The 18,510-nt window shown below is 61.1% G+C and carries 18 protein-coding genes; 17 read left to right on the top strand and 1 reads right to left on the bottom strand.

Annotated features, from left to right (window positions below):
- The first annotated feature begins 162 nt into the window (after positions 1 to 162).
- From sdhC to accD, 17 genes are all read left to right on the top strand, one after another.
- Positions 163 to 606 (top strand): succinate dehydrogenase, cytochrome b556 subunit, encoded by a 444-nt coding sequence (gene sdhC, locus LHU53_RS07310; RefSeq protein WP_227331805.1) that lies wholly within the window; start codon positions 163 to 165, stop codon positions 604 to 606.
- Between the two features lie 14 nt (positions 607 to 620).
- A complete protein-coding gene (sdhD, locus tag LHU53_RS07305) occupies positions 621 to 986 on the top strand; it encodes a succinate dehydrogenase, hydrophobic membrane anchor protein (protein WP_227331803.1) in 366 nt (121 codons plus the stop codon).
- 86 nt (positions 987 to 1,072) lie between these two features.
- On the top strand, positions 1,073 to 2,878 hold the full coding sequence (sdhA, locus tag LHU53_RS07300) for a succinate dehydrogenase flavoprotein subunit (protein WP_227331800.1): 1,806 nt from the start codon (positions 1,073 to 1,075) through the stop codon (positions 2,876 to 2,878).
- Positions 2,879 to 2,929: 51 nt separating this feature from the next.
- On the top strand, positions 2,930 to 3,634 hold the full coding sequence (locus tag LHU53_RS07295) for a succinate dehydrogenase iron-sulfur subunit (protein WP_227331798.1): 705 nt from the start codon (positions 2,930 to 2,932) through the stop codon (positions 3,632 to 3,634).
- Positions 3,635 to 3,647: 13 nt separating this feature from the next.
- Complete coding sequence (locus LHU53_RS07290) at positions 3,648 to 3,968, top strand: succinate dehydrogenase assembly factor 2 (RefSeq protein WP_227331796.1); 321 nt, start codon at positions 3,648 to 3,650, stop codon at positions 3,966 to 3,968.
- Complete coding sequence (locus LHU53_RS07285; RefSeq protein ID WP_227331794.1) at positions 3,955 to 5,265, top strand: citrate synthase; 1,311 nt, start codon at positions 3,955 to 3,957, stop codon at positions 5,263 to 5,265. Before LHU53_RS07290 ends, LHU53_RS07285 begins: the two co-directional genes overlap by 14 nt.
- 120 nt (positions 5,266 to 5,385) lie before the next feature.
- Complete coding sequence (gene leuC / locus LHU53_RS07280; protein WP_227331789.1) at positions 5,386 to 6,849, top strand: 3-isopropylmalate dehydratase large subunit; 1,464 nt, start codon at positions 5,386 to 5,388, stop codon at positions 6,847 to 6,849.
- A 22-nt stretch (positions 6,850 to 6,871) separates the two neighbouring features.
- Positions 6,872 to 7,000, top strand: coding sequence for an entericidin A/B family lipoprotein (locus LHU53_RS07275; RefSeq protein ID WP_227331787.1), 129 nt, complete (start codon positions 6,872 to 6,874; stop codon positions 6,998 to 7,000).
- Between the two features lie 6 nt (positions 7,001 to 7,006).
- Positions 7,007 to 7,657 carry a 3-isopropylmalate dehydratase small subunit gene (gene leuD, locus LHU53_RS07270; protein WP_227331785.1) on the top strand — a complete coding sequence of 217 codons (651 nt, stop codon included), beginning with the start codon at positions 7,007 to 7,009 and terminating at the stop codon, positions 7,655 to 7,657.
- 144 nt (positions 7,658 to 7,801) lie between these two features.
- On the top strand, positions 7,802 to 8,872 hold the full coding sequence (leuB, locus tag LHU53_RS07265; protein ID WP_227331783.1) for a 3-isopropylmalate dehydrogenase: 1,071 nt from the start codon (positions 7,802 to 7,804) through the stop codon (positions 8,870 to 8,872).
- Positions 8,873 to 8,940: 68 nt separating this feature from the next.
- The gene (gene asd, locus LHU53_RS07260; protein WP_227331781.1) at positions 8,941 to 10,104 is read left to right on the top strand and encodes an aspartate-semialdehyde dehydrogenase; all 1,164 of its coding nucleotides are present in this window, start codon (positions 8,941 to 8,943) and stop codon (positions 10,102 to 10,104) included.
- 297 nt (positions 10,105 to 10,401) lie between these two features.
- The gene (locus LHU53_RS07255; RefSeq protein WP_227331779.1) at positions 10,402 to 12,927 is read left to right on the top strand and encodes a FimV/HubP family polar landmark protein; all 2,526 of its coding nucleotides are present in this window, start codon (positions 10,402 to 10,404) and stop codon (positions 12,925 to 12,927) included.
- Between the two features lie 43 nt (positions 12,928 to 12,970).
- Positions 12,971 to 13,765 (top strand): tRNA pseudouridine(38-40) synthase TruA, encoded by a 795-nt coding sequence (truA, locus tag LHU53_RS07250; protein ID WP_227331778.1) that lies wholly within the window; start codon positions 12,971 to 12,973, stop codon positions 13,763 to 13,765.
- Positions 13,765 to 14,487 carry a phosphoribosylanthranilate isomerase gene (locus LHU53_RS07245; protein WP_227331775.1) on the top strand — a complete coding sequence of 241 codons (723 nt, stop codon included), beginning with the start codon at positions 13,765 to 13,767 and terminating at the stop codon, positions 14,485 to 14,487. The genes truA and LHU53_RS07245 overlap by 1 nt, the downstream gene beginning before the upstream one ends.
- A gap of 54 nt (positions 14,488 to 14,541) precedes the next feature.
- Complete coding sequence (gene trpB / locus LHU53_RS07240) at positions 14,542 to 15,867, top strand: tryptophan synthase subunit beta (RefSeq protein ID WP_227331774.1); 1,326 nt, start codon at positions 14,542 to 14,544, stop codon at positions 15,865 to 15,867.
- The gene (trpA, locus tag LHU53_RS07235; protein WP_227331772.1) at positions 15,864 to 16,685 is read left to right on the top strand and encodes a tryptophan synthase subunit alpha; all 822 of its coding nucleotides are present in this window, start codon (positions 15,864 to 15,866) and stop codon (positions 16,683 to 16,685) included. The genes trpB and trpA overlap by 4 nt, the downstream gene beginning before the upstream one ends.
- Before the next feature lie 75 nt (positions 16,686 to 16,760).
- Positions 16,761 to 17,633 carry an acetyl-CoA carboxylase, carboxyltransferase subunit beta gene (gene accD, locus LHU53_RS07230; protein WP_227331771.1) on the top strand — a complete coding sequence of 291 codons (873 nt, stop codon included), beginning with the start codon at positions 16,761 to 16,763 and terminating at the stop codon, positions 17,631 to 17,633.
- Between the two features lie 223 nt (positions 17,634 to 17,856).
- Here accD and LHU53_RS07225 read toward each other — a convergent pair whose 3' ends face one another.
- Complete coding sequence (locus tag LHU53_RS07225; protein ID WP_227331763.1) at positions 17,857 to 18,423, bottom strand: YggT family protein; 567 nt, start codon at positions 18,421 to 18,423, stop codon at positions 17,857 to 17,859.
- Positions 18,424 to 18,510: the final 87 nt, after the last annotated feature.

The following is an 18,510-nucleotide window of genomic DNA, read 5'->3' as shown; positions in this document are numbered from 1 at the left end:
CGCCAGCCGCTCAAACAGCCCATTTTGAACGGCAAACAAGCCACTTTGGCGCATCCCAAGGACTCTCGCACGCGGCGTATGATGCTGCACTGCAAGATACTTTTTGGCAGTTGGCTGTAAGCCAATGGCCGGAAAATCAACTCACATCCACGAAAGCAAGTTATGTCAGAAACAACTGCAAGCGCTCCAAAAAAACGTCCGGAATTTCGCAACATCGACGGCGCCAGTCTGATCAGTTACCGCTGGCCACTGGCGTCACTGGCCTCGGGCATGCACCGGGTCAGCGGCGCCATCATGTTTTTCCTGCTGCCGTTTGTGATCTGGATGTTTGACACCTCCATCTCTTCCGAAATTTCGTTTGCGCGCTTCACCGCCGCGTTCAACGTCGGCATGCTGGGCATCCCCGGCTTCCTGTGGAAACTGGTGGTGCTGGGCCTGATCTGGGCCAGCTTGCACCACTTCATCGCGGGTCTTCGGCACCTCTGGATGGACACCCACCACCACCATGTCAGCAAAGACTTCGGTCGCCAAACCGCCGCGGTTGTGCTGGGTCTGACCCTCAGCCTGACGGTCATCCTTGGCGCCAAGCTCTTCGGCCTTTACTAATTCAGGAGTCATTCATGTCAGTCAATTACGGATCTCACCGCACGGTTGTTGGTGCCCATTACGGTATGCGTGACTGGTTGTCACAACGCGTGACCGCCGTCATCATGGCTCTTTTCATCGTGCTGGTGCTGGGGCAGGTCATCTTCAGCAAAGGCCCGGTCAGTTACGAACTGTGGTCAGGCATCTTTGCTTCGCAATGGATGAAGACCCTGACCTTTGTGGTCTTCCTGGCACTTTTTTATCACGTGTGGGTGGGCATGCGCAACGTCTTCATGGACTATGTCAAGCCCTATGCCGTGCGCTTTGTGATGCACGTGTTCGCCATTGTCTGGCTGACAGCTTGCACCGGTTGGGCCATTCAGGTTCTGTGGCGCCTGTAAGCCTTCCTCATTGATCAGAGGGCACCAGCCGTCCTGGCCGAAAAGCGCCGAGGCTGGCTATCCATCAACAAAACACAAGATTCAACATGACTGCAACCTCCAAACTCACCACGCGCAAATTTGACGTCGTCATCGTCGGAGCCGGTGGCTCCGGCATGAGCGCGTCCTTGCGCCTGTCCAACGCCGGCCTGAATGTGGCTGTGCTGACCAAAGTGTTCCCCACCCGCTCGCACACCGTGGCAGCGCAAGGTGGCATCGGCGCCAGCCTGGGCAACATGGCGGAAGACAACTGGCACTACCACTTTTACGACACCATCAAAGGCTCTGACTGGCTGGGCGACCAGGACGCCATCGAGTTCATGTGCCGCGAAGCCACCCAGGTGGTGTATGAGCTGGAGCACTTCGGCATGCCGTTTGACCGCAACGCCGATGGCACCATCTACCAGCGCCCGTTCGGTGGCCACACCGCCAACTACGGCGAAAAACCCGTGCAACGCGCCTGCGCTGCGGCGGACCGCACCGGCCACGCCATGCTGCACACGCTGTACCAGCAAAACGTCAAGGCCCGCACCAACTTCTTTGTGGAATGGATGGCGCTTGACTTGATTCGCGACGCTGAAGGCGATGTGGTCGGCGTGACCGCCCTGGAGATGGAAACCGGTGAAATCCACGTGTTACGCGCCAAAACCGTGCTACTGGCCACGGGCGGTGCGGGTCGGATTTTTGCCGCTTCCACCAACGCCTTCATCAACACCGGCGACGGCCTGGGCATTGCCGCCCGCGCAGGCATTCCGCTGCAGGACATGGAGTTCTGGCAGTTTCACCCCACCGGCGTGGCCGGTGCCGGTGTGTTGCTGACCGAAGGCTGCCGTGGCGAAGGCGCCATTTTGCGCAACAGCGCCGGCGAACGTTTCATGGAGCGTTACGCGCCCACCCTGAAAGACCTGGCCCCGCGTGACTTTGTGTCACGTTGTATGGACCAGGAAATCAAGGAAGGCCGTGGTTGCGGCCCGAACAAGAATTACATCAACCTCGATATGACCCACCTGGGCGCTGAAACCATCGCCAAGCGCTTGCCCAGCGTGTTCGAAATTGGCCACAACTTTGCCAACGTGGACATCACCAAGGAATCCATCCCGGTGGTGCCCACCATCCACTACCAGATGGGCGGCATTCCCACCAACATCTACGGCCAAGTCGTCACCCCTGACGGCCAGGGTTCGCAGAAAGTGGTCAAGGGTCTGTACGCGGTGGGTGAATGCGCCTGCGTCAGCGTGCACGGCGCCAACCGTCTGGGCACCAACTCCTTGCTCGACATCGTGGTGTTTGGCCGGGCTGCGGGCAAACACATCGTCCAGTTCAACAACGAGAACGACACCCACAAGCCGCTGCCGGAAAACGGTGCCGACATTTCGCTGGACCGCCTGAACCGCCTGGACACCTCCACGTCGGGCGAATACGCCCAGGTCGTGGCCGACGACATGCGCGACGTCATGCAAACACACGCCAGCGTGTTCCGCACCCAAGCCAGCATGGACCAGGGCGTGGTGAAGATCGCCGCCATGCGCGAGCGCGTCAAAAACATCACCCTGGCCGATAAGTCCAAGATCTTCAATACCGCCCGCATCGAGGCGCTGGAAGTCGACAACATGATCGAAGCGGCCCAGGCCACCATGGTGTCTGCCGCCGCCCGCCACGAGTGCCGCGGCGCCCACACCGTGCTGGACTACGACCGCCCGGCCGACGACGCCACCAACCCGCTGGGACGTGACGACGCCAACTGGATGAAACACACCCTGTGGGACCGCGCCACCAACAGCCTGAGCTACAAACCGGTGAACCTGAAGCCGCTGACCGTGGCCTCCGTGCCACCAAAGGTTCGCACGTTCTGATCTTGATCACAGACCTGCGGCTCTGAACCCTACCGAACAAGAAAGCACATCATGGCAAAACGCACCTTCCAAATTTACCGCTACAACCCGGACACCGACGCCAAGCCCTACATGCAGACCATCGAGGTGGAACTTGATGGCAGCGAACGCATGTTGCTGGACGCCTTGGTCAAACTGAAAAAGATTGACCCCACGCTGTCTTACCGCCGTTCCTGCCGCGAAGGCATCTGCGGCTCGGACGCCATGAACATCAATGGCAAAAACGGCCTGGCCTGTCTGATCAACCTGCGCACCCTGCCCGACACCATCACCCTCAAGCCGCTGCCCGGCCTGCCGGTGATCCGCGACCTGATCGTCGACATGACGCTGTTCTTCCAGCAATACCACTCGATCAAGCCGTACCTGATCAACGACAGCCGACCCCCCGAAAAAGAGCGCCTGCAAAGCCCCGAAGAGCGCGAAGTGCTCAATGGCCTGTACGAATGTATTTTGTGCGCCAGCTGCTCCACCAGCTGCCCGGTGTTCTGGTGGAACCCGGACAAGTTCGTCGGCCCGGCCGGTTTGCTGCAAGCCTACCGCTTCATTGCCGACAGCCGCGACGAAGGCACCAGCGAGCGCCTGGACAACCTGGAAGACCCGTACCGCCTGTTCCGCTGCACCACCATCATGAACTGTGTGGACGTCTGTCCCAAGGGACTGAACCCCACTGCCGCGATTGGCAAGATCAAAGAGCTGATGGTGCGTCGCGCCATCTGAGTCGGACGCACCCATGGAAAACCTGGCAGTTGCCTCGCCCGACGATCTGATCGACGAGCGCGTTCTGAGCAAACTCAAGTGGCGCAGCCGCCGGGGTTTGCTGGAAAACGATATTTTTGTAGACCGGTTTTTCAAACGGTATGAATCGGCGCTGACTGTCAAGCAGGCGCAAGGTCTGATGGCTCTAATGGAACTGAGCGACAACGATCTGCTGGACCTGCACCTGGGCCGCAAGACGCTGGTGCAAGTGCAGGCAGATCTGGACCGTGATGATGTGCATGAAGTGTTGAGTATGTTGAGAGCAAACCCGAAAGGTCAAAATGAAGCTAGCTGAAAACAAAGCCACCCTGTCGTTTTCCAATGGCAGCCCCAGCGTTGAATTGCCTGTGTACCAAGGCAGTGTAGGGCCTGACGTCGTCGACATCCGCAAGCTGTACGCGCAGACCGGCATGTTCACCTATGACCCGGGCTTCCTGTCCACCGCATCCTGCCAGTCGGCCATCACCTACATTGACGGCGACAAGGGTGAACTGCTTTACCGCGGCTACCCGATCGAGCAATTGGCGACCCAGTGCGACTATCTGGACACCTGTTACCTGCTGTTGAAGGGTGAATTGCCTCAGCAGAAAGAACGCAATGACTTCCACAAGCTCATCCTCAACCACACCATGGTCAATGAGCAGATGCAGTTTTTCCTGCGTGGTTTCCGCCGCGATGCCCACCCGATGGCGGTGTTGACCGGACTGATCGGCGCTTTGTCGGCCTTCTACCATGACAGCACCGACATCAACAACCCCGAGCACCGCCACGTTGCGGCCATCCGGCTGATTGCCAAGATGCCGACCCTGGTCGCCATGGCTTACAAATATGGTGTGGGCCAGCCCTACATGTACCCGCGCAATGAACTCAGCTACGCGGGTAACTTCCTGCGCATGATGTTCGGCACGCCGTGTGAAGACTACAAGGTCAACCCGGTGCTCGAACGCGCCCTGGACCGCATCTTCATCCTGCACGCCGACCACGAGCAAAACGCCTCCACCTCCACGGTGCGCCTGTGCGGTTCGTCCGGTACCAACCCGTTTGCGGCGATCGCGGCTGGCGTGGCCTGCCTGTGGGGCCCGGCACATGGTGGTGCCAACGAAGCCTGCCTGAACATGCTGGAAGACATCCAGCGCCAAGGCGGCGTGGCCAAGGTCGGTCAGTTCATGGAGCAAGTCAAAGACAAGAACTCCGGCGTCAAGCTGATGGGTTTTGGCCACCGTGTCTACAAGAACTACGACCCACGTGCCAAGCTGATGCAGGAAACCTGCAACGAGGTGTTGGCCGAACTGGGTCTGGAAAACGATCCGCTGTTCAAGCTCGCCAAGGAGCTGGAAAAGATCGCCCTGGAAGACGACTACTTCGTGCAGCGCAAGTTGTACCCGAACGTGGACTTCTACTCCGGCATCGTTCAGCGCGCCATCGGTATTCCGGTCACCTTGTTCACCGGTATTTTTGCCCTGGCCCGTACCGTCGGCTGGATCGCCCAGCTCAATGAAATGTTGGCCGATCCCGAGTACAAGATCGGCCGCCCACGCCAGCTCTTCACGGGTTCGGTCACCCGTAACGTCAAGCCCGTGGCAGAACGCTGATCTTCTCGCTCATGACCAAGCCCGTCGGCAGACCCTGCCGCCGGGCTTTTTCTTTGGGTGACAGGGCATGAATTGATGGCCCTTAAAATCATCGCCTCGAACACCAACCCGCCCGCACGCATGGAACCAAAATCGCACGCCCGCACCCTCTATGACAAGCTCTGGGACGAGCATGTCGTCCATACCGAAGAGGATGGCACGGTGCTTCTGTACATTGACCGCCACCTGGTGCATGAAGTCACCAGCCCCCAGGCTTTCGAGGGGCTGCGTCAGGCGAACCGCCCGTTGTGGCGGGTGAGCTCGGTGGTGGCAACGGCCGACCACAACACCCCCACCCAGGGCTGGGAACGGGGCTACGACGGCATCACCGACCCCACCAGCAAAGAGCAGGTGCTGACGCTGGACGCCAACATCAAAGAATATGGCTCGGCCGCCTATTTCCCGTTTTTATCCAGACGCCAAGGCATCGTTCACGTCATTGGCCCGGAAAGTGGCGCCACCTTGCCCGGCATGACGGTGGTGTGTGGTGACTCGCACACCTCCACCCACGGCGCTTTTGGCGCGCTGGCGCACGGCATCGGCACCAGTGAGGTGGAGCATGTGATGGCCACACAAACCTTGCTGGCCAAAAAGGCCAAAAACATGCTGGTGCAGGTGGACGGTGTGCTGCCGCGTGGTTGTGGCGGCAAAGACATCGTGCTGGCGGTCATCGGCAAGATCGGCACAGCAGGTGGTACGGGCTACACCATCGAGTTTGCCGGGCCAGCCATCCGTGCCCTCAGCATGGAAGGCCGCATGACCGTGTGCAACATGGCCATTGAAGCGGGTGCCCGCGCTGGTCTGGTCGCGGTCGATGACAAAACCATCCAGTACGTCAAGGGCCGTCCGCTGGCCCCGGGTTTCCATGCCGCCAACGACGCAAGCGCCGCTGTGGAATGGGATCAGGCGGTGGCCTACTGGAAAACGCTGCAATCCGACCCCGGCGCCCATTTTGATGCCGTGGTCCACATCGACGCCTCCACCTTGGTGCCGCAGGTGACTTGGGGCACGTCGCCCGAAATGGTGCTCGGCATCAACGACCGGGTGCCCGACCCCGACAAGGAGAAAGACGCCAACAAACGCGGCGCCATTGAGCGCGCGCTGGCCTACATGGGGCTGGAGCCGGGCAAAGCCCTCGACGACCTGTATGTCGACAAGGTCTTCATCGGCTCGTGTACCAACAGCCGTATCGAGGACATGCGCGAAGCCGCCGCCGTGGTCAAAACCCTGGGGCGCAAGGTGGCCCCCAACATCCGCCTGGCGATGGTGGTGCCTGGCTCCGGTTTGGTCAAGGAACAGGCCGAGCGCGAAGGCTTGCACGAGATTTTCAAGGCGGCTGGCTTTGAGTGGCGCGAGCCTGGCTGCTCCATGTGTCTGGCGATGAACGCTGATCGGCTCGAGCCCGGCGAACGTTGCGCCTCCACCAGCAACCGCAATTTCGAAGGCCGTCAGGGCGCCGGTGGTCGTACCCATCTGGTCAGCCCGGCGATGGCTGCCGCGGCCGCCATCCACGGTCATTTTGTCGATGTCAGACGGTTTGTTTAAGACGCTTTGCAAGGATCGCATCATGAAACATCTCTCTTTGGCCATGCTGATCGCCGCTGCGCTGGCCCTGGTCGGCTGCAACACCGTCAAGGGCGTCGGCCAGGACATTCAAAAAGCTGGCTCCGTCATTGAAGGCGCCGCCAAGAAATAAGACCCCATGCAAAAATTCACTCTTCTCCAGGGCCTGGTGGCCCCGATGGACCGGGAAAACGTCGACACCGACGCCATCATCCCCAAGCAGTTTCTCAAATCGATCCGCAAGACGGGCTTTGGGCAAAACCTGTTTGACGAATGGCGTTACCTCGACGCGGGATTCCCCGGCCAGGACCCCGCGAGCCGTCGACCCAACCCGGACTTTGTGCTGAACCAGCCGCGTTTTCATGGTGCCTCCATCCTGCTGGCGCGCAAGAATTTTGGCTGTGGTTCGTCGCGCGAACACGCCCCCTGGGCGCTGGACCAGTATGGTTTCCGGGCCATCATCGCCCCCAGTTATGCGGATATCTTCTTCAACAACAGTTTCAAGAACGGCTTGTTGCCCATTGTCCTGAGCGAGGCGCAGGTCAGCCAACTGTTTGATGAGGTCGCTGCCTTCCCCGGCTACAGCCTGACCGTGGACCTGGAGCGCCAACTGGTGATCAAGCCTGACGGAACAGAGCTGCCGTTTGAGGTGCAGGCGTTTCGCAAGTATTGCCTGCTCAACGGCTTCGACGACATCGGTTTGACCCTGCGACACGCGGACAAGATCAAGGCGTTTGAAGCCGAACGTTTGGCGCAAAAACCCTGGCTGGCCCATACCATGCTCGGGTAGTCGGCCCGCATTGGCATAGTGAGTTGCTTGCCACAGGCTGAGTGCCTGACGCTCGCCATAAGAACACGCAAAGCCTGGTTGGCATCACAGGTTTGGCCCATGTGAGCAGGTGCTGATCTCCATTTTTAGAAAGTCAGATACATCATGAAAATTGCAGTCTTGCCGGGTGATGGCATTGGTCCGGAAATTGTGGTCGAAGCCGTCAAGGTGTTGCGCGCCCTCAACCTGCCGTTCGAGATGGAAACCGCGCCGGTCGGTGGTGCCGCCTACGCCGCCCTGGGCCATCCCCTGCCCGCCTCCACCCTGAAACTGGCACAAGATGCCGACGCGATCCTGTTCGGCGCCGTGGGCGACTGGAAATACGACACACTGGACCGGCATCTGCGCCCTGAACAAGCCATTTTGGGCCTGCGCAAACACCTGGGTCTGTTCGCCAATTTCCGCCCCGCCATCTGTTACCCGGAACTGGTCAGCGCCTCCAGCCTGAAGCCTGAGCTGGTCGCTGGGCTCGACATCCTGATCATCCGCGAACTCACCGGAGACATCTATTTTGGCCAGCCACGCGGCCGGCGCATCGCCACCGATGGCCACTTTCCTGACGCCGAAGAAGCCTTCGACACCATGCGCTACAGCCGCCCGGAGATCGAGCGCATTGCCCATGTGGCCTTTCAGGCCGCACGCAAGCGCAGCAAACGCGTCACCAGCGTCGACAAGGCCAATGTGCTGGAAACCTTCCAGTTCTGGAAAGACATCGTCACCGAAGTGAGCCAACAGTACCCCGACGTGGCGCTGGACCATATGTACGTGGACAACGCCGCGATGCAGCTGGTCAAGGCGCCTAAAAAATTCGACGTGATCGTCACTGGCAACATGTTTGGCGACATCCTGTCGGACGAAGCCTCGATGCTGACTGGCTCCATCGGCATGTTGCCCTCGGCCAGCCTGGACGCCAACAACAAAGGCCTGTATGAGCCCAGCCATGGCAGCGCCCCCGACATCGCCGGCCAAGGCATTGCCAACCCGTTGGCCACCATCTTGAGCGCGGCGATGATGCTGCGCTTCAGCCTGAATCAGGAAGCCGCCGCCCAGCGCATCGAAAACGCGGTGAAATCTGTGCTGGCCCAGGGCCTGCGCACCCCAGACATCTACAGCGACGGCACCACCCGCGTGTCCACCATCGAGATGGGCAACGCGGTGGTGAACGCCATGCGCTAAGGCGGTGCGCTACACCTGATGACAGGAACGACGGCTCTATTTTTTGGACACACGCAAGAGGTAATCACATGAAAGTTGGTAATTTGGTCGGTTTGGTGGGTTGGCGCGGCATGGTTGGCTCGGTGTTGCTGGAGCGCATGCAGGCCGAAGGCGACTTCGACCTGATCGAACCGGTGTTTTTCTCCACCTCCAACGCCGGTGGCCAGGCCCCGGCCTTGGCCAAGAATGAGACCAAGCTGCAAGACGCGTTCAACATTGACGCCTTGAAACGCTGCGACATCATCATCAGCGCCCAGGGAGGCGACTACACCAGCGCCGTTTTCCCCAAGCTGCGCGCTGCAGGCTGGGCCGGTCACTGGATTGATGCTGCATCGACCCTGCGCATGGAAAAAGACGCCGTGATCATTCTGGACCCGGTCAACATGCCGGTGATCCAGACCGCATTGAGCCAGGGCGGCAAGAACTGGATTGGCGGCAACTGCACCGTGAGCTGCATGCTCATGGGGGTGGGTGCGCTGTACAAGGCAGGCTTGGTGGAATGGATGAGCACCCAGACCTACCAGGCCGCCAGCGGTGGCGGGGCGCAACACATGCGCGAACTGCTGACGCAATACGGCACACTGAATGCCGAAGTCAAAGCCCTGCTGGACGACCCCAAGAGTGCGATTTTGGAGATCGACCGCCAGGTGATCGCCAAGCAGCGCAGCCTGAGTGCCGCCGAGACCGCCAACTTTGGCGTACCGTTGGGCGGTTCGTTGATCCCCTGGATCGACAAGGATCTGGGTATCGGCAAGAACCACGACGAGCCGGGCTGGGGCCAGTCCAAGGAAGAGTGGAAAGGCATGGCCGAGACCAACAAGATTTTGGGCCAGGGTGAAGGCTTTGGCTCCGCCGCCATTCCGGTGGACGGTTTCTGCGTGCGTGTGGGCGCCATGCGCTGCCACAGCCAGGCGCTGACCTTCAAACTGAAAAAGAATGTGCCCAGTGCGGACATCGAGGCCATGATCGCCGCCGACAACCCCTGGGTCAAAGTGGTGCCCAACACCCGCGAAGCCACCATCCGGGATTTGACGCCGGTGGCGGTCACCGGCACCATGACCATTCCGGTGGGACGTATCCGCAAGCTGGCCATGGGGCCGGAGTACGTGGGCGCCTTCACGGTGGGTGACCAGCTGCTCTGGGGCGCGGCCGAACCGCTGCGCCGCATGCTGCGAATTTTGTTGCAAGCTTGAGTGGCAGCACCTGGTTTTGCGGCCTGACACACGTTGACTGGACGGTGTCAGGCCGTTGCTGCTCTACAACATAGAATTGGGCTCTTGGTGACCTAAGGCGCACCCAGCTTGTTCACAAGCTGACTGAACTTGTCAGGCTAACATATTGATGTTATGGTGCTTTTTATGTTTCGAGTCCTTGGGCCAGGTGCCCGCAACAGACCACCTGCGGCTGGCTGTCAAACCGGAGAGCACAAATTGATTGCGAAGTCCCATCCCTGTCAACTGACTGCTCTGGCAATCGCTGCGCTTCTGAGTTTGTGGGGAACGCCTGCAGCGGCCCTGTCACTGGGGCGCATCACCGTGCAGTCGGCCTTGGGAGAACCGCTCAAGGCCGAAATTGACATTCTGGACATCAACGCCGACGAGGCCTCCAGCCTGGTCACACGGGTGGCCCCGCCAGAGGCGTTTCAAGCCGCTGGCCTGGACTACAACCCTGCACTGGGCGGCCTGACCGCGTCGTTGCAACGCCGCCCGGATGGCCGCGCCTACTTGCGCCTGCGCAGCGACCGCGCCGTCGGCGAACCCTTTGTCGACATGATTCTGGAGGCCCGTTGGAACTCTGGACGCATTGTGCGTGACTACACCCTGCTGTTTGACCCGCCCGGCCTGCGCGGTCAACCCCCAAGTGCCCCCCCGGTGGCAGCGCAACTGCCAGCACCCGCCCCGGAGCGCACAGCCCCACCGGTCAGGCCCACGCAGCCCAGCGCTGCAGCCACACCGCCCGCACCCCAACCGGCGGCGACACCGCGTGAGCCAGCGCCCGTCAAACCTGCTGTGGCGGCACCAAAACCCGCCGCCGCCGCCCCCGCCCCGGTGGCCCAGCCTGCAACGGTTGCCACACCGCAGGCCCAGGCGCCATCGGTCAAGGTCAGGCCGGGTGATACGGCCAGTGGCATCCTCCTCGGCCGCAAACCTGCCAGCGTGTCGCTCGACCAGATGCTGGTGGCCCTGCTGCGCGCCAACCCCGATGCCTTCATTCAGGACAACGTCAACCGCCTCAAAGCGGGCGCGGTCGTGACCATGCCCACGGAGGAAGAGAGCCGGGCCACGCCGGCGCCAGAGGCGACCCAGATCATCACCGCCCAGAGTCAGGATTTCAACGATTACCGTCGCAAGTTCGCCAGCAACGTGACCGCAGCCCGGGTCGCACCCGCCAGCCGTGACGTCAGCGGCAAGGTGCAAGCCGTCGTCGAGGACAAAAAGCCCGCAGCGGCCACCGCGGACAAGCTGACCTTGTCCAAAGGGGCCGTTCAAGGAGCCTCCAGCGAAGAAGCGATGGCCCAGCAACGCAACGCACAAACGGACGAAACCCGCACAGCCGAGTTGGCCAAGAACATCCAGGAACTGGACAAACTGGCCGCAGCGGCCAGCGCCCCCGCCACAGCAGAACCCGTGGCAGAGTCAGCGTCCGCACCAGCCAGCGCACCAGAACCCCAACCCGCCCCGGCAGCCTCTGAGCCGGTGCCGGCCCAGCCAGTATCTGCCCCCGCATCGGCCAAACCCGCACCACCGCCTGTTGTGCCCGAGCCGATGGCAGAGCCGAGTTTCATCGACGACCTCCTGGCAGACCCCATGCTGCCTGCCGGTGGCGCGGCCCTGATTGCCTTGTTGGCGGCTCTGGGTATCTACAAGGCCCGCCAGCGCAAAAAATCCGAGCCACCTGAGAGCACCTTTGCCAACAGCGACCTGGCCTTCTCAAGCGCCAGCGGTGGCCAGAATGTGGACACCGCCGACAGCCTGACCACCGGCTCCTCCATGGTTTATTCGCCCAGCCAGCTCGACGCGGTGGATGATGTAGACCCGGTGGCTGAGGCCGACGTTTACCTGGCCTATGGCCGTGACCTGCAAGCCGAAGAAATTCTCAAAGACGCCCTGCGCACCAACCCGCAGCGGGTGGCCATCCACCAGAAGCTGCTGGAAATTTATGCCAAACGGCGCGATGTCAAAGCCTTCGAATCGGTGGCGGCGCTGGCCTTCAACCTGACCGACGGCACCGGCCCCGAGTGGGAGCAAATCTGCGAAAAAGGCATCTCCATCGATCCGGACAACGCGCTGTACCTGCCCGGCGGCCAGCCTCTGGCCTCACAACTGCCCGAGTTTGGCAACACCCAGCCGTCCTTTGCGGCAACCGCCAGCGGCAAGTTGAACGCCGACGAGTCTTTGGATGAAACCCGCATCCCGACCGGTCATGGCGAACTGGACCTGGACCTGGATTTTTCGATAGACGACGCCGCCACCGCGCCCGTGCCACCGCTCGCACCACCGCCCCCCAGCGACGCGGTCCCGACCGCCTTTGCGGGCTTGGACGCCGTTGAAGACACCCCCTTGCCAACCCTGTCTTCCGAGTTGCCACCCGCCGCGAACAAGCCACAGGAGGAGCCAGCGGCTACCGAGACTGAGTCCGACGCCGTACGCGATGAACTCGGTGAGCATCTGGACTTTGAGATGCCTGAGCTGGATCTGGCACTTGACCTGCCACCGACCGGTCCGGGTAGCGCCGATGCTGCAGCACCCGCACAGCCATCGGCCCAGACGTCTGCCAACGAGCTGATGTCCTTTGATCTTGGCTCCCTGTCACTCGACCTGGGCCAAGACAAAGTCACCGTGCCAGGTGAGTTTGTGGACGAAACCATGGACCCGCTGGAAACCAAACTGGCGTTGGCCGACGAGTTCCGCGCCATTGGTGACGATGACGGCGCGCGCGCGTTGATCGAAGAAGTCATTGCCGAAGCCGCTGGCGATCTGCGGGCCAAGGCGCAAAACGCCCTCAACAAGCTTTGAGTTTGCGCTGCTGCTTGGCCAACCCGTTGACGGTGTCCACGCTGTGAGGCTGGCGCTGGGCATCAGCTACAACGGGCTGGCCTACCAGGGCTGGCAAAGCCAGTCTTCCGGCCAGACGGTGCAGGACAAGCTGGAAAAGGCGCTCGGCGAATTCACCGGCCAGCAGCGGGTATCGATCCTGTGTGCTGGCCGCACCGATGCCGGTGTGCACGGTCTGATGCAAGTCATTCACTTTGACACCCCTGCCCAACGCCCTGCATCCAATTGGGTGCGCGGCCCCAACGCTTTGCTGCCGCACGATATTGCGGTGCAATGGGCCAAGGAGGTGCCGCCCGAGTTCCATTGCCGTGCCAGCGCCAGCTCACGGCGCTATGCCTATGTGGTGCTCGATTCGCCGGTGCGCCCGAGCATCGACCAGGGTCGCGTCGGCTGGGTCTACAAACCGCTGGACCAAGCGCGCATGCAGCAGGCGGCGCGCCACCTGTTGGGTGAACACGATTTCAGCTCGTTTCGTGCCAGCGCCTGCCAGGCCTTGTCACCGGTCAAAACCCTGATGCGTATCGACATCAGCCGCCGCGGCGCCTACTGGCGCTTTGAATTTGAGGCCAATGCCTTTTTGCACCACATGATCCGCAACCTGATGGGCTGCCTGATCATGATTGGCGATGGTCGCAAGGAGCCAAACTGGATATTGGAGGTTCTGGCCGCCCGGGACCGCGACGCCGCCGCACCCACGTTTTCCCCCTATGGCCTGTATTTTGTGGGCCCGCGCTACGAGGCGCGCTGGGGTCTGCCCGAACACCCCACCCTGCTAGACGGCCTGCCAGGAGCACTTTGATGAACAGCACGTCACCTTCGGCTCAGCTTGTTTCACCCGCCAGCCGCACTCGCATCAAGATGTGTGGTTTCACGCGGGAGCGGGATGTGGACGCGGCCGTGGCAGCCGGTGCCGACGCGATTGGTTTTGTGCTGTATGCCAAAAGCCCGCGTTATGTGCCGCTGGAGCGCGCTGCCGAACTGGCACGTCGGCTGCCGCCCTTTGTCACCCCGGTGTTGCTGTTCGTCAACGAAGATACCTCAAAAATCAGAGCAGCTTGTGCAGCAGTGGCAGGGGCTATCGCCCAGTTTCATGGGGACGAGTCGCCGCAAGCCTGCCAAGGCGCCTGTGGCCCCGAGCAGCGTCCTTACCTGCGTGCCGCGCGTATTCCGCTGGGTGAAGCCGGGCGCGGCTTTGATCTTCTAAAATTCGCCCAAGATTATTCACAGGCTCAAGGCCTCTTGCTGGACGCGCACATTGACGGGTTCGGCGGGGGCGGGCAAACATTCAATTGGTCACTGCTTCCTCCAAACGTCGACGCTCACCTCGTCTTGAGTGGTGGGCTGACCGCTGCCAACGTGATCGATGGCATCAGAGTACTGCGCCCGCGTTGTAAATCGCTGGCGGTGGATGTCAGCTCGGGCATCGAGGTCCCCGGGCACAAAGGCATCAAGGACGCTGACCGCATGTCCGAGTTTGTGACTGCGGTTCGCCGAGCCGACCAATTCCTGTGTAACAAATAAGCCATCAGCCCTTATAGATCAAGGGCTGATGGCTATCAAATCCATACCATCATCATGTCTGACTACCAACAACCCGACGCCCGGGGCCACTTTGGCATTTATGGCGGCAGTTTCATCTCCGAGACCCTGACCCACGCGGTCAACGAGCTTAAAGACGCTTACGCCAAGTACCAGTTCGACCCGGCCTTCATCGCCGAATTCGAGTCCGAGCTGGCGCACTTTGTCGGCCGCCCTTCCCCCATCTACCACGCCGCACGCATGAGCCGTGAAGTCGGTGGCGCGCAGATCTTTTTGAAGCGCGAGGACCTCAACCACACCGGCGCCCACAAGATCAACAACACCATCGGCCAGGCGATGTTGGCCAAACGCATGGGCAAACCACGCGTGATTGCCGAAACTGGCGCGGGCCAGCACGGTGTGGCCACCGCCACCATCTGCGCCCGATACGGGCTGGAATGTGTGGTCTACATGGGCAGCGAAGACGTCAAACGCCAAAGCCCCAACGTCTACCGCATGAAGCTGCTCGGCGCCACCGTGGTGCCGGTGGAGAGCGGCAGCAAAACGCTCAAAGACGCCCTGAACGAAGCCATGCGCGACTGGGTCGCCAATGTCGACAACACCTTCTACATCATCGGTACCGTGGCCGGGCCCCACCCGTACCCGATGATGGTGCGCGATTTCCAGAGTGTGATTGGCCAGGAATGCCTGGTGCAGATGCCCGAGATGTTGCAAGCTGCGGGCTGCAGCAGCGCCCAACCCGATGTGGTGGTGGCCTGTGTCGGCGGTGGGTCGAACGCCATGGGCATCTTCTACCCCTACATCGAGTTTGAAGGCACCCGCCTGATTGGTGTGGAAGCGGCTGGTGCCGGTATGGACAGTGGCAAACATTCGGCCAGCATCCAGCGCGGCAGCCCCGGCGTCTTGCACGGCAACCGCACCTATGTGCTGCAGGACGACAACGGCCAGGTGACCGAGACCCACAGCATCAGCGCCGGTCTGGACTACCCCGGCGTTGGCCCCGAACACGCGTTTTTGAACGACATCGGCCGCGCGGAATACGTGGGCATCACCGACACCGAGGCGCTCGAAGCCTTCCACTACCTGTGCCGCACCGAGGGCATCATCCCCGCGCTCGAATCCAGTCACGCGGTGGCTTACGCGATGAAACTCGCCAAAACCATGCGGCCGGACCAGTCCATTCTGGTCAACCTGTCTGGCCGTGGTGACAAGGACATCGGTACCGTGGCCGATCTGTCGGGTGCCGACTTCTTCTGCCGCCCCAGCTGCCAGGGCCAGTCGGTCAAAGGAAATACGTCAAATGTGCCCGTAGCCCTTGTTGGTAAAGGGCAGATAGCTACAGATTCAGGAGTTTCGCAATGAGCCGCATCGCCGCCACCTTCAGCCAACTCCAGGCACAAGGCCGCAAGGCCTTGATCCCCTTTGTCACCGCCGGTTTTCCGTATGCCGATGTCACCCCCGAACTCATGCATGCGATGGTCGCAGGCGGAGCTGATGTGATCGAACTCGGTGTGCCCTTTTCCGACCCAAGCGCCGACGGCCCGGTGATCCAGAAAGCCGGTGACAAAGCCCTGGCTTTTGGCATCGGCCTGGCCCAGGTGCTCGACATGGTGCGGGTTTTCCGCGCTGAGAATCAGACCACGCCGGTGGTGCTGATGGGTTACGCCAACCCGGTGGAGCGCTACAACCAGAAACACGCAAGCGGCGCCAAGGACAGCGCTTTTGTGCAGGACGCCAGCGCCGCCGGGGTCGACGGTGTGCTGATCGTCGACTACCCGCCCGAAGAGTGTGAGGAGTTCGCAGCCGAGCTCAAGGCGCACAACATGGACCTGATCTTTTTGCTGGCGCCCACCAGCACGGATGAGCGTATGGCCCAGGTGGCGCGCATCGCCAGCGGGTATGTCTATTACGTGTCACTCAAGGGTGTCACCGGTTCGGGCGCGCTCGACACCGCTGCGGTCGAGGCCATGTTGCCGCGGATCCGCCAGTTTGTGAACGTGCCCGTCGGTGTGGGTTTTGGCATCCGCGACGCGGCCACCGCGCAAGCGATCGGCAAGGTGGCCGACGCGGTGGTGATTGGCAGCAAGATCATCCAGCTAATCGACAATCAGCCGCGTGAGCAGGTGGCCAGCACCGCGCAAAACTTCCTGCGTGGTGTTCGCAACGCGTTGGATTCATAATCCGCCCCTGACATTTTTACCGGACCGGTGAACGCCCTGCGGCGCGCCGGGTCTCTGATCCAGAAGGAAAAAAGTATGAGTTGGCTTGAAAAACTGCTCCCCCCCAAAATCCAGCAAACCGATCCCAAAGAGCGGCGTGCCGTGCCCGAGGGCCTGTGGATCAAATGCCCGGCCTGTGACACCGTGCTCTACAAGACCGACCTGGAGCAAAACCAGAACGTCTGCCCAACCTGCAGCCACCACCACCGCATTGGCGCACGCGCTAGGCTCAACTTCTTCCTAGACAACGTAGGCCGTTACGAGATTGGCCAGGAAGTCTTGCCCGTGGACGCGCTCAAGTTCAAGGACAGCCGGAAATACCCCGAGCGCCTGAAAGAAGCCCTGGAAAACACCGGCGAGACCGATGCGCTGGTGGTCATGGGTGGCAGCGTGATGGGCATTGGCCTGGTGGCCGCGTGTTTTGAGTTCGAGTTCATGGGTGGCAGCATGGGCAGCGTGGTGGGTGAACGTTTTGCGCGCGGTGTGCAAAACGCCATCGAGCAAAAAGTGCCTTTTGTCTGTTTCACCGCCACTGGCGGCGCCCGTATGCAAGAGGGGCTGCTTTCGCTGATGCAGATGGCCAAAACCAATGCGTCGCTGACCCATCTGGCCAAAAAGGGCCTGCCCTACATCAGCGTGTTGACCGACCCGACCATGGGTGGCGTGAGCGCCGGGTTTGCCTTCCTGGGCGATGTGGTGATGGCCGAGCCCAAGGCGCTGATCGGTTTTGCCGGGCCGCGCGTGATCGAATCCACCGTGCGCGTGAAGCTGCCCGAAGGTTTCCAGCGTGCCGAATTCCTGCAGACCAAGGGCGCGGTGGACCTGATCTGTGACCGCCGCGAGTTACGCGCCACCATTGCCAACACCTTGGCCATGCTGACACGCCAGAGTGCTGACGCGGTCGGTTGATCAGTTCGGGACATCGCACCTGATCTTCGCTACGCTCAGCGAAATGGGTGGGTTCCGCAAGGTGGGCACCTGACATCGACGATCAGTTGGGGACAGAGCACCTGATCGTCGCTGCGCTCAGCGAATTAGGTCTGTCCCGCAAGGTGGGAGCCGGACATCCGACGATCAGTTGGGGACAGAGCAAAGTTCACTGCGTGTAACTCTTGGTCTGTCCCGCAAGGTTTCAGAAAGCCAGTAAGGCCGCCGCCTGCAGGTTGCCCAGCACAATGGCCAAAATCTGCAAAATCACCAGCAGCGCCAGCGGCGACAAATCCACGCCACCAATCAGTGGCAACACCCGCCGGATTGGCACCAGCAAGGGGCTGACCAGCCGCTCCAGCACATCGGCGATCACCGAGTTGGTTTGCACCCACGACAAAATCGCGTAAACGATCACCGCGCCGGTCATGGCCGAAATGGCCAAACGCAGCAGGCCAAACAGCGCCAGGACCGGCACCGAGAAGAACCCGCCTGCGGCACCGGCCAGCAGCCACAGCAGGCCAAATTCCGCCAACTGCAGCCCAAAAGCGGCCACCAGACTGGCCGTGTCCAGCGCACCGATGGCCGGAATCACTTTGCGCAGAGGCAACACAATCCAGTCGGTCAACGCAAACACAAAACGCCCCAGCGGGTTGCCCGAGCGTGCCGACATCGGGATGCGCTGGTATTGCATGTACAGGCGCAGCAGACAGGCGCCACTCAGGAAACCGAAAACAATCTCAAACAACAGGGAGGCGATTTGGTACAGCATGGTGTCAAAAACTCAAGGCAAGACGGGTGCGTTGGATCATAGCGACCGCGCGGCACTTTAAAATCCACCGCTTTGTCTTGTGTCCAC

The organism is Rhodoferax sp. U2-2l, from assembly GCF_020594515.1.
Taxonomy (GTDB): domain Bacteria; phylum Pseudomonadota; class Gammaproteobacteria; order Burkholderiales; family Burkholderiaceae_C; genus Rhodoferax.
The sequence above is the reverse complement of the archived record's forward strand: the minus strand, read 5'-3'. Positions and strand labels throughout refer to the sequence as shown.

Excerpts from the sequence above, each read along its gene's own strand:
- sdhC (WP_227331805.1), top strand. The coding sequence starts at position 163 with ATGTCAGAAACAACTGCAAGCGCTCCAAAAAAACGTCCGGAATTTCGC.
- sdhD (WP_227331803.1), top strand. The coding sequence starts at position 621 with ATGTCAGTCAATTACGGATCTCACCGCACGGTTGTTGGTGCCCATTAC.
- sdhA (WP_227331800.1), top strand. The coding sequence starts at position 1,073 with ATGACTGCAACCTCCAAACTCACCACGCGCAAATTTGACGTCGTCATC.
- LHU53_RS07295 (WP_227331798.1), top strand. The coding sequence starts at position 2,930 with ATGGCAAAACGCACCTTCCAAATTTACCGCTACAACCCGGACACCGAC.
- LHU53_RS07290 (WP_227331796.1), top strand. The coding sequence starts at position 3,648 with ATGGAAAACCTGGCAGTTGCCTCGCCCGACGATCTGATCGACGAGCGC.
- LHU53_RS07285 (WP_227331794.1), top strand. The coding sequence starts at position 3,955 with ATGAAGCTAGCTGAAAACAAAGCCACCCTGTCGTTTTCCAATGGCAGC.
- leuC (WP_227331789.1), top strand. The coding sequence starts at position 5,386 with ATGGAACCAAAATCGCACGCCCGCACCCTCTATGACAAGCTCTGGGAC.
- LHU53_RS07275 (WP_227331787.1), top strand. The coding sequence starts at position 6,872 with ATGAAACATCTCTCTTTGGCCATGCTGATCGCCGCTGCGCTGGCCCTG.
- leuD (WP_227331785.1), top strand. The coding sequence starts at position 7,007 with ATGCAAAAATTCACTCTTCTCCAGGGCCTGGTGGCCCCGATGGACCGG.
- leuB (WP_227331783.1), top strand. The coding sequence starts at position 7,802 with ATGAAAATTGCAGTCTTGCCGGGTGATGGCATTGGTCCGGAAATTGTG.
- asd (WP_227331781.1), top strand. The coding sequence starts at position 8,941 with ATGAAAGTTGGTAATTTGGTCGGTTTGGTGGGTTGGCGCGGCATGGTT.
- LHU53_RS07245 (WP_227331775.1), top strand. The coding sequence starts at position 13,765 with ATGAACAGCACGTCACCTTCGGCTCAGCTTGTTTCACCCGCCAGCCGC.
- trpB (WP_227331774.1), top strand. The coding sequence starts at position 14,542 with ATGTCTGACTACCAACAACCCGACGCCCGGGGCCACTTTGGCATTTAT.
- trpA (WP_227331772.1), top strand. The coding sequence starts at position 15,864 with ATGAGCCGCATCGCCGCCACCTTCAGCCAACTCCAGGCACAAGGCCGC.
- accD (WP_227331771.1), top strand. The coding sequence starts at position 16,761 with ATGAGTTGGCTTGAAAAACTGCTCCCCCCCAAAATCCAGCAAACCGAT.
- LHU53_RS07225 (WP_227331763.1), bottom strand. The coding sequence starts at position 18,423 with ATGCTGTACCAAATCGCCTCCCTGTTGTTTGAGATTGTTTTCGGTTTC.